12 protein-coding genes are annotated in these 12542 nt (G+C 37.7%); 8 read left to right on the plus strand and 4 right to left on the minus strand.

The window, feature by feature from the left end; translation table 11 throughout:
• Positions 1–12: 12 nt before the first annotated feature.
• Together PP182_RS13205 and PP182_RS13210 are read right to left on the minus strand one after the other, a co-directional pair.
• Positions 13–1311 carry an anthranilate synthase component I family protein gene (locus PP182_RS13205; protein WP_272651736.1) on the minus strand — a complete coding sequence of 433 codons (1299 nt, stop codon included), beginning with the start codon at positions 1309–1311 and terminating at the stop codon, positions 13–15.
• A gap of 4 nt (positions 1312–1315) precedes the next feature.
• Positions 1316–1852: an NADPH-dependent FMN reductase gene (locus PP182_RS13210; RefSeq protein ID WP_272651737.1), complete on the minus strand. Its 537-nt coding sequence runs from the start codon at positions 1850–1852 to the stop codon at positions 1316–1318.
• Positions 1853–1981: 129 nt separating this feature from the next.
• Here PP182_RS13210 and PP182_RS13215 point away from each other — a divergent pair, with 129 nt between their 5' ends.
• The gene (locus tag PP182_RS13215; protein WP_272651738.1) at positions 1982–3166 is read left to right on the plus strand and encodes a heparan-alpha-glucosaminide N-acetyltransferase domain-containing protein; all 1185 of its coding nucleotides are present in this window, start codon (positions 1982–1984) and stop codon (positions 3164–3166) included.
• A gap of 58 nt (positions 3167–3224) precedes the next feature.
• Positions 3225–3455 (plus strand): CDGSH iron-sulfur domain-containing protein, encoded by a 231-nt coding sequence (locus PP182_RS13220; protein ID WP_272651739.1) that lies wholly within the window; start codon positions 3225–3227, stop codon positions 3453–3455.
• A 53-nt stretch (positions 3456–3508) separates the two neighbouring features.
• Here PP182_RS13220 and lpdA read toward each other — a convergent pair whose 3' ends face one another.
• Together lpdA and PP182_RS13230 are read right to left on the minus strand one after the other, a co-directional pair.
• Positions 3509–4915: a dihydrolipoyl dehydrogenase gene (gene lpdA, locus PP182_RS13225; protein ID WP_272651740.1), complete on the minus strand. Its 1407-nt coding sequence runs from the start codon at positions 4913–4915 to the stop codon at positions 3509–3511.
• A 141-nt stretch (positions 4916–5056) separates the two neighbouring features.
• On the minus strand, positions 5057–5515 hold the full coding sequence (locus PP182_RS13230; protein WP_272651741.1) for an Lrp/AsnC family transcriptional regulator: 459 nt from the start codon (positions 5513–5515) through the stop codon (positions 5057–5059).
• 154 nt (positions 5516–5669) lie between these two features.
• Between PP182_RS13230 and PP182_RS13235 the strand changes: the two genes are divergently transcribed.
• From PP182_RS13235 to PP182_RS13260, 6 genes are all read left to right on the plus strand, one after another.
• On the plus strand, positions 5670–6890 hold the full coding sequence (locus tag PP182_RS13235) for an aminotransferase class I/II-fold pyridoxal phosphate-dependent enzyme (RefSeq protein WP_272651742.1): 1221 nt from the start codon (positions 5670–5672) through the stop codon (positions 6888–6890).
• Positions 6891–6959: 69 nt separating this feature from the next.
• On the plus strand, positions 6960–8453 hold the full coding sequence (gene nhaC, locus PP182_RS13240; protein WP_272651743.1) for a Na+/H+ antiporter NhaC: 1494 nt from the start codon (positions 6960–6962) through the stop codon (positions 8451–8453).
• A gap of 111 nt (positions 8454–8564) precedes the next feature.
• The gene (gene tpx / locus PP182_RS13245; RefSeq protein ID WP_272651744.1) at positions 8565–9071 is read left to right on the plus strand and encodes a thiol peroxidase; all 507 of its coding nucleotides are present in this window, start codon (positions 8565–8567) and stop codon (positions 9069–9071) included.
• A gap of 10 nt (positions 9072–9081) precedes the next feature.
• Positions 9082–9447, plus strand: coding sequence for a diacylglycerol kinase family protein (locus PP182_RS13250; protein ID WP_272651745.1), 366 nt, complete (start codon positions 9082–9084; stop codon positions 9445–9447).
• A 61-nt stretch (positions 9448–9508) separates the two neighbouring features.
• Complete coding sequence (locus PP182_RS13255) at positions 9509–11890, plus strand: FtsK/SpoIIIE family DNA translocase (protein ID WP_272651746.1); 2382 nt, start codon at positions 9509–9511, stop codon at positions 11888–11890.
• A gap of 3 nt (positions 11891–11893) precedes the next feature.
• Positions 11894–12538 carry a LolA family protein gene (locus tag PP182_RS13260; protein ID WP_272651747.1) on the plus strand — a complete coding sequence of 215 codons (645 nt, stop codon included), beginning with the start codon at positions 11894–11896 and terminating at the stop codon, positions 12536–12538.
• Positions 12539–12542: the final 4 nt, after the last annotated feature.

Below are 12542 nucleotides of genomic sequence, written 5' to 3' on the forward strand. Positions count from 1 at the left end.
CACTTAACCCTATTATTCCTCCAAGACCTGTCTCATCGCCTTGGCCTTAAGAAGGCATTCCAAATATTCCTTTTCAGGAACAGATTTTGCTGTAATGGCCCCACCCACTGCATACGAAAGATATTTCTTTGAACTATTGTATAGGATACTTCTAATAACCACATTAAAGTCAAAATCACCTTCCGGGGTAAAATAGCCCACCGCACCGCTGTACAGTCCCCTTTTAAAGGATTCCAATTCTTCGATGATAGTCATGGCAGAAACTTTGGGAGCTCCTGTCATGCTTCCCATGGGAAAATTATTTTTGATGATATCTACGGGGTTCTCCTGACTATCAACTTCGCACGTCACCGTTGAAATCATTTGATGTACTTGATCAAAAGAATATACACTACAAAGCTCTTCTACTGCCACACTGCCTCTTAATGCATTTTTTGAAAGGTCATTTCTTACTAGGTCCACTATCATAATATTTTCCGAACGCTCCTTTTCATCATTCTTTAGATGTCGTTTTAGCAGTTCATCCTCTTCAAAAATTGGAGATCTAGCTGCCGTACCCTTGATGGGTTGAGAAATCACTTTATTGGTCATTTTTTTTAGAAATCGCTCTGGACTTGCGCAAAACAAATACTTATCAAAAATCTTTACATAAGAAGCAAAAGGAGGTTTGGAGATTTCATTGAGTCGATTATAGGTTCTTAAAACGTCAATTTTATGACCTTCACAATAAAATTCCTGACAAAAATTTACTTCGTAAATATCTCCTTGATGAATATGGTCTAGAATACGTTCAATCTTTTCAAAATATTCATCTTTGAATATTCGCATTTTAATAGGGGGCTTCTCATTTTTTCGTTGCCCTGCGCTGGTGGTTTCCTTAAAATTTGAAATTGATATAAAATCGGACGAAATTTCATCAGCAACCATATTCAGGTAGTCAAATATAATTTGATCACCTTTTAAACGGATAATCTTTTTTGGTTGAAAAAAAAATAGTTCTGGAAACCCCGGACCATCAAAGTTTTGAGAAACAAGATTTTCGGTGTCATTTTTTAGATCATAGGACAAATACCCGAATATCCAATCGTTTACTTGAGATTGATATTCCTTTAAATCATCGAATGCCTTATAGGAGTCAGTAGAAATACCTGTTAGACCATCTACCGCAAGTAGTGCGTCAAATGAACTGTATTGGTTCTTGTGCCCATTGTTATCCAACCAGACCATTTCGTCAAACTGTTGGGCCCAACATAACATCGATTTTTTGTATTCCTCGATATCAATCAAAGTATGGACGACCTGTTCCCTCAAAAGTCTATTGTATGGCCTTTAAAAAATTGTTCAGTAGTGATTGGTGTTGTTCTGCCAAATCCGAATTCAAAATGCCCTCATCCACTTTGAAATTTTCTTTATAGCGAGACAATGAAAATGTCGCTACAATATTGGCGCCAAACCTGGTCAATAGCTTATCCGTTACCTCAAGGGCTCCTATAGCCCCTCGTCCCCCATTAGAGGTCGCCATTAACATAACCTTTTTATCCCTAATAAAATCCCGGTCTAATCTGGACAACCAATCGATTAAGTTTTTAAAATATGCAGAAGGATAACTGTTGTGTTCGTTGACAGATATAATAATCCCTTTAGACAATTGAATATCCCTTTTTATTTCATTCAAGGAATTCGAGTATCCATGCTCACGTTCATGATCTTCACTATACATCGGAAAGGGACGGTCATACATGTTCATTATTTCCACCTTTTCAGAAATTATTAGTGAACCGGTATGTTTTACCAATTCAAAATTTATGGATGTAGAGGAATTGCTTCCGGCAAAGGCTAAAATAAAGGACATAAAAGCAAACTAAAGTGATGGACTAAAATAGATCAAAACCGAATGAGTTACCAGTATTTTATCTAATTTCGCGCTATAAAACATCCAACAAGGCTGTAAATTAAGTATATAGGGTATTTACGTTTCTATATGAACAAAAATACAACACGTTTATTTTTTATAGATGCCATACGAGCATGGGCCATTCTAATGATGCTGCAAGGACATTTTATAGATGGGCTACTCGATCCAATATACAGGGATAATTCCAATATGGTTTATTCCGTTTGGAAATATTTTCGAGGTATAACAGCACCTGTTTTCTTTACCGTATCCGGATTTATTTTTACTTATCTCTTGATAAAAGTCCCTCAAACTGGATTGAACAATCCAAGAGTGCAAAAGGGGATTAAAAGGGGTGTACAGCTTATTTTTATTGGTTATTTGTTACGCCTTAATCTGTGGGGGTTGTTTAAAGGAGAAATCTATAGTTCCTTCTATTTTGTAGATGTACTCCATTGCATTGGACTTTCCATCCTTAGTATTATTGTTATTTATCTTATTACCTCCAAATCAAAAAAATGGCTTTTCCCCACCTTAATGCTTCTAGCCACTTTAGTATTGTTCATTTTTGAACCTTATTATAAAACTTTGGACTATAGCTTTCTACCGCAATGGTTAGCCAATTATTTCACCAAAAGCAGTGGTTCTGTTTTTACGATAATACCATGGTTGGGATATACCGCATTTGGAAGCTTTGTCTCTATATTATTCTCGAAAAACAAAGAGTATAAATACCTTTACACGATTTCCATACCTTTATTTGCAATTATAGGCCTAATTCTAATATACTTCTCATCGGATTTCTTTTTAACCTTGTCCAGGGTCACTGGAGTGAAGTTGTTTTCCGATATATTTTTCAACAATTATCTTTTTATTCGCTTGGGCGATGTCCTCGTAGTATTTTCTGTTTTTATGCTTTTTAGACAATTCTTGACAAATAGAACAGGTCTTAGGTTGGGACAAAGTACCTTATCGATTTATGTAATACATTTTATAATCTTATACGGTAGTTTTACCGGTCTGGGGCTTTATGCATTCTTTCACCATACCCTCAACCCTTGGATTTCAGTTACTGGAGCCATAGCCTTTATGATTGTTTGCTCTTTTCTTGCTCTGAAATATGAAGATAGAAAGACTGAAATAAAAGCGGGGGCAAATCAATTATTGAACCTACTAAAACTTCAATTAGAACGCTTTTTAATAATTGGTTTTAGTCATGTTAGAACTCTGTCTTATCAGTTATTTCAATTATTAGGCTTAATTAAAAATTGATTGCCGAATTCTTTTTTCGCTTTATTTCCATTAAATTGAAACTAAAATAAATAGCTATATGAGCGATAAATCGTATTCCCCTATTGCAATTGAATTAGAAAAGGATAAGAAATATGCATGGTGTACCTGCAGTCATAGTAGCAATCAACCCTTCTGTGATGGTTCACATAGAGCACATAACAAACCGCCATCGTTAGGTTTTAGTGTGGATGAAAATAAAGAGGCATTTTTATGTACGTGTAAAAGAACCGATAATCCGCCCTATTGCGACGGGAGTCACAATAAGTAACAAATGAAAAAGCAGCTAATTTTAGCTGCTTTTTCATTTGTTACTATTCAATTTTAAATGTGTAATGCACGGTCATCCGTGGCCGCCAATGCAGCTTCCTTAACTGCCTCGGCATAAGTTGGGTGAGCATGACTCATTCGAGAAATATCCTCTGCAGATGCCCTAAATTCCATAGCTGTAACTGCTTCAGTAATTAAATCGGCACATCGCGCCCCAATCATGTGTACGCCCAATACCTCATCGGTTTTCTTATCTGCCAATATTTTTACAAAACCATCTATATCCATACTCGCCCTAGCTCGCCCCAAGGCCCTCATTGGAAATTGCCCTGACTTGTATTCCACACCGGCCTCTTTTAACTCTTCTTCCGTTTTACCTACGGCAGCGACCTCTGGCCAAGTGTAAACTACACCAGGGATTAAGTTATAATCTATATGTGGCTTTTGTCCTGCTATTTGCTCGGCCACCAAAGTTCCTTCTTCTTCAGCCTTGTGGGCCAGCATGGCGCCTTTTACCACATCTCCAATAGCATAGATGTTATCAACGTTTGTTTTTAAATGGCCATCGACCTCAACTCTGCCCCTATCATCCATTTTGACTCCTGCCGCTTCTAAGTTAAGCCCTTCTGTGTAAGGTCTTCTTCCAACAGAAACTAAGCAATAATCGCCTTCAAAAACAACCTCTATACCCTTTTTGTCATCGGCTTTAACCGTAACCTTATCTCCTTTACGCTCAACGGATTTTACTTTGTGCGATAAAGCAAATTTAACTTTCTGCTTCTTAAGAACTTTCATTAATTCTTTGGATAAGGCACCGTCCATTCCGGGAATAATTCGGTCCATATATTCCACAACGGTAACATCTGCACCTAACCGCTTATATACCTGTCCCAATTCCAGACCTATGACACCGCCACCAATAACAATCATATGTTTTGGAATCTCTTTTAGCTTTAATGCTTCCGTTGAAGTAATGATTCTTTCCTTGTCTATGTCGATGAAAGGTAAACTTGAAGGTTTAGATCCTGTAGCTATAACAATGTTTTTAGCTTCGATGGTTTCCGTTTTACCATCGCTTTTTTTGATAGCTACATGAGTTGCATCCTTAATACTTCCGACACCCTCAAAGACATCAATCTTGTTTTTATCCATTAGAAATTGGATACCCTTTGTAGTTTGATCTACAACACCTTGCTTTCTGGCTATCATTTGCTCAAGGTTTATCTTTATCTCTCCAGGAATTTCAATACCGTGCTCCTCAAAATGTTTTACGGCATCCTCGTAATGATGTGAAGAATCCAACAAGGCTTTGGATGGAATACACCCAACATTTAAACAAGTACCCCCTAATGTGGAATATTTTTCAATTATTGCTGTTTTCATTCCTAACTGGGCACAACGAATTGCACTTACATATCCTCCGGGCCCTGACCCAATTATGGCCACATCGTATTGATTCATAAATTTTAAGTTTTTTACTCGATATCCGAGTATTATATACTCCGAAGCAAGCTTCGGATTTTCGATTTTATTTCTTATTGAATACCTCCAGGAGTTCCACCGGATAGTTTTCTATCGTAAAATTACTGCTTTTTTAAATTTTTAAAGTGGTATTACGGTAGAATGCTTTACTTCTTTAATAGTAAAGGAACTTTGCGTACTACCTATATGCGGTATTGCAGTTAATTTGGAAACCATAAAATTCCTATAATCCTCCATATCCTTTACATGAATTTTCAGAATATAGTCGAAATCCCCACTTAAATGATGGCATTCCACCACCTCTTGTAGTTTAAGGATTTCACGCTCAAAATGACGTATATTCTCCCTTGTGTGCTGTACCAGTTTTACGTGGCAGAATGCGGTAAAGCCTTTGTTTACTTTAACCTTATCGATTAGGGCAACATAAGAAGTTATAACATTGGAACGCTCTAGACGTTTTATTCGTTCATAGACAGCCGTAGTGGATAGCCCAAGGGTCCGAGCGTATTCCTTGGTAGTTTTTTTACAATCGGATTGCAATAACTCCAATAATCTACCATCAATCTCATCAAACTTCATAGCTGAATATCATTCTAAAATTTAACCTTCTGATATCTTACTTGTAGGTTTAAAATCTAAAAATAAACAATTATTAGTTAATTAAACTATATTGTATATTATGTATTGACAATCCATCTACAGAATGCTATTTTTGATGATAAATACTATAAATATGGGTCATAAAGAAGCAAACGATTTACAGGATTTACAATACTTTGGAGAATACGGTGGAGTAAATCCCTCTATTTCAGATTCTTCAACGTATACGTTCCTTTCCGCAAAAACGATGTTCGATACCTTTGAAGGTAATACAGAAGGCTGTTATTTGTATAGTCGACACTCCTCACCTTCCAACTTATACTTAGGGGAAGCTTTGGCGGCCTTGGAGGGAACAGAAACAGCAAACGTTACAGCTAGCGGAATGGGAGCCATTACGGCTGTTATCCTTCAACTATGTGATACCGGTGACCACATAATCAGTAGTAGAACCATTTATGGGGGCACCTACGCCTTTATGAAGAACTTTTTAAAGAAGTTCGATATACATATCTCCTTTTTGGACATTACTGATTTGGATGCAGTGGCACATGCGATGACTTCAAAGACCAAAATGATTTATTGCGAAAGTGTAAGTAACCCATTGCTAGAGGTTGCCGATATTTCCGCTCTTGCCAAGATTGCCAAGAATAACAATATACCTCTGGTAGTAGACAATACCTTTTCGCCTCTTTCTATTACCCCGGCCAAATTGGGTGCGGATATTATCATCCACAGTCTTACCAAATTTATAAACGGATCCAGCGATTGTGTGGCTGGCGCGGTATGCGGCACCAAGGAGTTTTGTTTAAGCTTAAAGGATGTCAATAATGGGGCTGGAATGTTATTAGGTAGTACTTTGGATAGTTTGCGTGGTGCATCCATTTTAAAGAATATGCGCACTTTGCACATTCGCGTAAAAAAACATAGCGAAAATGCTCAGTTTTTAGCAGAAAAGTTCGAACAAGATGGGCTAAGGGTTGTATATCCCGGATTACCCTCCCACCCCGGTCACTTAATTATGGAGGACCAAATGAATCCACAGTATGGCTATGGCGGACTTTTAACTATAGATGTTGGGTCTTTAGAAAATGCAAACGCTTTAATGGAAATGATGCAAGACAAGAAACTTGGTTATTTGGCCGTCAGTTTGGGGTTCTATAAGACACTTTTCAGTGCTCCAGGTACTTCTACCTCTTCTGAAATACCTTTGGAAGAACAAACAGAAATGGGATTAGGTGGTGGTTTAATTCGTTTCTCAATTGGACTGGATAACGACATTGAGAGAACTTATGAATTAATGAAAAGGTGCATGCTCGATTTAAAAATTCTGACAACTGATGCGTTAAATACATAACGAGGCATTAGGTCAGTTGCACAGCATTATCATAAATCGTAATATTACGGCCAACCAAACCAAAAATCAATGGCGAAACAGAATTCCAATAAGCATAGGGAGAATGAAAATATTGTTGAAAATAGAGAGCTTAATATTTGGGAGGCCTTAATACCGGTAATTGCCCTAGTATGCATGTTGGCCTATAACGTATACGTCTTTGGGGATGATGCCCTTAGCGGGTCTAATCAATTTATTTTATTGTTGGGTGGAGCTGTTGCAGCCATCGTAGGATTTTTAAACAAAGTATCCTATAAGCAAATGATTGCAGAGGTAGCAGAAAACGTGAAATCTACAACGGGTGCCTTACTTATTCTCTTAATGGTAGGGGCTTTGGCCGGCACTTGGCTTATTAGCGGGATAATTCCTGCAATGATATACTACGGTTTGCAAATTTTGAATCCAACCATTTTTCTAGCTGCATGTGTGATTATATGTGCCATCATATCGATTGCAACGGGTAGTAGTTGGACAACAGCGGCCACAGTAGGCATTGCACTAATTGGTATTGGAGATGCTTTAGGGATATCTCTTGGAATGACCGCAGGTGCAGTTCTCTCTGGCGCCTATTTTGGGGACAAACTTTCCCCTTTAAGTGATACAACTAATTTGGCTCCGGCCATGGCAGGTGGGGAGCTTTTTAGCCATATTAAGTATATGTTATGGACTACCATACCTACCATCACAGTAACGTTAGTGGTATTTATAATTATTGGTCTTAATCTTGAAACCAATGGAGAAGCGGATATTGACACCCTATTATCTTCTATTGAAGAGTCTTTCAATATCAATGGATGGTTATTTATTGTTCCATTGGTAGTGATCGCCCTAATCGTAAAAAAAACTCCACCACTTGCCGCATTGTTAATTGGAACTTTACTTGGGGCCGTTTTCGCATTAATTTTTCAACCAGGAGTTGTTGCAGGGATTACAGGGAACACTGCCCTTAATTTTGAGTCGGCCTACAAAGGCGTTTTAAAAGCAATCACCGTCAATACTTCTATTCCAACCGATAATGAAGCGCTGAACGATTTGTTTATGGCGAAGGGAATGGCAGGAATGTTAGGAACTATTTGGTTAATCGTTTGCGCCATGGTATTTGGTGGAATCATGGATGGCATAGGGGCACTTTCTAGAATTAGCAGTGCGCTTTTAAGTCTTGCTAAAACAACTTTTGGTCTTTTTGCCAGTACCGTAGCTAGTTGCCTGGCATTGAACGTCACGGCTTCTGACCAATATTTGGCTATAGTAGTGCCGGGTAAAATGTTTTCCAAAGCCTATTCGGATAAAGGTTTGGCACCAGAAAATTTGAGTCGTACCTTAGAGGATTCTGGTACGGTTACCTCTGTATTGGTCCCTTGGAATACCTGTGGAGCTTACCACAGCGGTGTTTTGGGAGTAGGCGTTGGTGAATATTTCATGTATGCGATTTTCAACTGGCTTAGCCCGATCATGACACTAATTTTTGCGGGTCTCGGCATTAAAATTAAACAATTGGTAACTGCAAGCACAGTAGAAGCATAGTTCCCGGTTTATTCTTGTTCCAATAAATAATTTCTTTGCTGTTTTTAAGCGTTTCCCTTAGTTATCATTGCTATATTTTATAATTTCACAATCCATTTAAAAAAATTAGATATGGCCACCGTTACATTAAAAGGAAGTGAGATACATACTTTAGGAAGTTTACCAAATACAGGTAGTAAAGCTCCCGAATTCCAATTGACAAAAAATGATTTGTCTTCCGTTAATCTTTCAGACTACGAAGGTTCCAGATTGGTTTTGAATATATTCCCAAGTGTGGACACAGGAACTTGTGCACAATCCGTTAGGCAGTTCAATGAAGAAGCAGCGGAATTGGATAACACGATAGTCCTATGTATTTCTAAAGACTTACCATTCGCCCAGGCTCGTTTTTGTGGAGCCGAAGGAATAGAGAATGTAGAGTTATTGTCCGATTTTAGGGACGGTAATTTTGGAAGAGCTTACAATTTGGAATTTAAGGATGGTCCATTGGCCTCTCTTCATTCTAGAGCTGTTGTGGTTTTGGATGAAAATGCAAACGTACTATATACAGAACAAGTTCCAGAAACTGTTGATGAACCCAATTACAAAGCTGCTCTTGAGGCTTTAATGGATTCTTAAATCCAAGATAATGCCAAAAGAATCTTTTCTGGTAAACAGAATTAAAAGTGTTGGATTTGCCATTCGTGGTGCCATTTTATTGGTCAAATCAGAAGCGAGTATAAAGATACAGGTATTTATCACCATAATTATGACCGCTGCCGGTTTCTATTTTGAAATATCCAATACCGAGTGGATTTTGCAGATATTCGCTATAGCCTTGGTTCTAGGTATCGAGGGTATGAATACCGCTGTTGAAAAACTATCGGATTACGTTCAACCTGAGTTTGACAAAAAGATAGGTGTCATAAAGGATATATCGGCAGGTGCCGTGATGCTCGTTTCCATAGCCTCCAGTATCATAGGCTGTATTATCTATTTCCCAAAAATATTTTAAAAATATTAGCAAGATGGCTTAGGGTGTAAATTTGTATTTTTGCCCCCAGAATATAGTTTACATGGCAAAAAAGGCATCCAAATCAAGGCCGAAGGCAAAATCTACCAAAAAGAAAAATCCACTTAGGATATCCAAACAAAATAAGATAATCCTAGGAAGCCTCTTAATTCTATTCAGTATTGCCCTATTTTTCTCTTTCGTATCTTTTTATTTCACTTGGGAACATGACCAAAGTTTACTTTCCGAATTTAAAGACAGAAATGAGGAAGCTAAAAATCTTCTAAATAAATTTGGGGCCAGTATAAGTCATTTCTTTGTTTATAAAGGGTTTGGTATATCCACCTTAATTATACCCTTTTTATTATGCCTTTCGGGCATTTATATGTTTTTAGGACTTAACAAAAAAGGCTTGTTGAACAAGTGGATTTGGGGTCTTCTCTTTTTAATTTGGTTTTCTATAGCATTTGGTTTCTTCGCTACGGAAAGTCCATTGTTAGGGGGGCTTGTAGGTTATGAGATGAACGATTTTTTACAAGATTATACCGGTAAGATTGGTGTATTGTTATTACTTCTTTTTGGATTGGTATTTATTATGGTTCGTCTTTTCAACCTAACGCCCGAAGGAGTTGCAGCCTATTTTAAATCCAAGAGAAACGAACTTTCTGCCGATTTTAAGAATACCAAAAGTGATAAAGGTTCGGATAACCCCGAAGAAATAACCAAAAGTGGAGAAGATGAGGAGCCTGTCATTATAGATACGTATACACATAAAGAGGAAATACCACATTTAAATAAAGAAACCGATAAGAAAGAATTGGAGGTTACAGTTCCAGAGAATCTGGAAGAAGAACAATTGGCCATGGAAGTGGAACAAATTGTAGAGGAACCAGAAGAGGTAGATGTATTGGCCAATAAATTAGTAGATGATTTTGGGGAGTTTGACCCTACCCTTGAATTGGGGAACTATAAATTTCCGACCATTGATTTATTGGATGCACATGGAGTTACGGGAGGTATTACCATAAACCAGGAGGAATTAGAGGAGAACAAGAACAAAATTGTCGACACCCTTAAAAACTATAAAATTGGAATTGCCCAAATAAAGGCAACCATTGGACCCACGGTTACCCTTTACGAAATAGTTCCAGAAGCAGGAATTAGAATTTCCAAAATAAAAAATTTAGAGGATGACATTGCACTATCCCTCGCGGCATTGGGAATAAGGATAATCGCTCCCATTCCAGGAAAAGGTACAATAGGTATAGAGGTTCCAAATAAAAATGCAACAATAGTATCCATGAGATCCGTAATTGCTTCTAGTAAGTTTCAAAAAGCGGAAATGGAACTTCCCATAGCCTTTGGTAAAACTATTAGCAATGAAACGTTTGTGGTGGACTTGGCAAAAATGCCACACCTCTTAATGGCCGGCGCTACGGGCCAGGGGAAATCAGTTGGTTTAAATGCTGTTCTAACATCACTACTATATAAAAAGCATCCGGCTGAGGTAAAATTCATTTTGGTCGACCCTAAAAAAGTGGAGCTTACACTTTATAATAAAATAGAGCGACATTTCCTCGCGAAACTACCAGATTCTGAAGAAGCCATAATAACGGACAATACCAAGGTGATAAATACTTTGAATTCCCTCTGTATTGAAATGGACAATAGGTACGAACTTCTAAAACTAGCTATGGTTAGGAACTTGAAGGAATATAACACCAAGTTCAAGGCCAGAAAACTGAACCCAAATGATGGTCACAAATTCTTGCCGTATATCGTCCTAGTTATTGATGAATTTGCGGACTTGATTATGACGGCAGGAAAAGAAGTTGAAACCCCAATCGCAAGGTTGGCACAATTGGCAAGAGCAATTGGTATACATTTAATTGTAGCCACACAAAGACCATCTGTAAATGTAATTACAGGTATAATAAAAGCGAACTTCCCAGCTCGTATTGCCTTTCGAGTAACCTCAAAGATTGATTCCAGAACCATTTTGGATGCCCAAGGCGCAGATCAACTCATAGGACGAGGAGATATGCTATATACTCAGGGCAATGATGTTACACGTATACAATGTGCTTTTGTGGATACACCAGAAGTAGCAAAAATAACCGAATATATTGGTTCGCAACGTGCTTATCCAGAAGCACATGAACTGCCAGAATATGTTGGTGAAGACTCTGGCACGAGTGTTGATTATGATATAGCCGACAGGGATAAAATGTTCCGGGAAGCCGCTGAAGTAATTGTAACTGCTCAGCAAGGTTCAGCCTCGCTTATCCAACGAAAATTAAAACTAGGCTATAACCGAGCAGGAAGAATTATTGATCAGTTGGAAGCCGCCGGTATCGTTGGACCATTTGAAGGAAGTAAGGCTAGACAGGTTCTAGTTACAGATTTGGTTGCCCTTGATCAATTATTGGAAAACGAAATAAAATAAAAAATGAAAAAAGTACTATTAATATTAGCAATTGTTTTGTCGGGGAATGCCTTAAGAGCGCAAACACCAGAAAAGGCCAAAGCCCTATTGGATGAAGTTTATAACAAAGTAAAGAGTTATGACAACATTTTTGTAGATTTTAAGTTTGATCTCAAAAATACTGAGGCAGGCATAAATCAAGAAACTAGAGGGGATGTGACCTTGGCGGGAGAAAAATATGTTTTTAACTATTTAGGTTCCAAACAGCTTTTTGATGGAAATAAGGTTTACACGATAGTTCCAGAGAATGAGGAAGTAACTATTGAAGATCAGTCGGAAGATGAAAATGCTATGACCCCTTCAAAAATGTTGACATTCTATAAAGAAGGACATAACTACGAATGGGATATACTTCAAGATGTTCAGGGAAGAAAAATTCAGTATGTAAAATTAACTCCGATAGATTCAAATACAGAAATTAAGTCTCGTTTGTTGGGTATAGATATGGGCACTAAGCATATTTATCGACTCATTGAAACTGGAAAGAACGGAACAAAGACAACGATAACTGTTAATTCTTTTAAAACCGACCAATCTTTATCCTCAACCTTATTTACTTTTGATGAGGCGAAATATAAAGACGAAGGTTACTACATCTTAAGAAATTGATCAT

Source organism: Maribacter sp. PR1 (assembly GCF_028464145.1).
GTDB lineage: Bacteria > Bacteroidota > Bacteroidia > Flavobacteriales > Flavobacteriaceae > Maribacter.